1 pseudogene is annotated in these 259 nt (G+C 66.4%); it reads right to left on the bottom strand.

Annotation, left to right across the window (positions count from 1 at the left end):
• A pseudogene (locus SB786_RS36785) lies at positions 1 to 259 on the bottom strand (sugar ABC transporter ATP-binding protein); the annotation flags it as partial.

Here is a 259-nt window from a genome sequence, read left to right as displayed (position 1 = left end):
CACGTCCTGCACGATCGCGCCGCGTGCCAGCACGAGCACGCGGTCGGTCACGTCGAGCAGTTCGTGCAGATCGCTCGAAAAGATCAGCACCGACGCGCCTTGCGCCACGAGTTCGTCGATGAGCCGATAGATGTCCGCTTTCGCGCCCACGTCGACGCCCACGGTCGGTTCATCGAGGATGTAGATGCCGCCTCCGGCCTGCGCGCGGCCCAGCCATTTGCCGAGCGCGACCTTCTGCTGGTTGCCGCCCGAGAGATGG

Origin of the sequence: Burkholderia sp. SIMBA_062, from assembly GCF_046534765.1 — a bacterium.
Classification (GTDB): Bacteria; Pseudomonadota; Gammaproteobacteria; order Burkholderiales; family Burkholderiaceae; genus Burkholderia; species Burkholderia ambifaria.
This window is presented reverse-complemented; position numbering and strand designations above follow the sequence as displayed.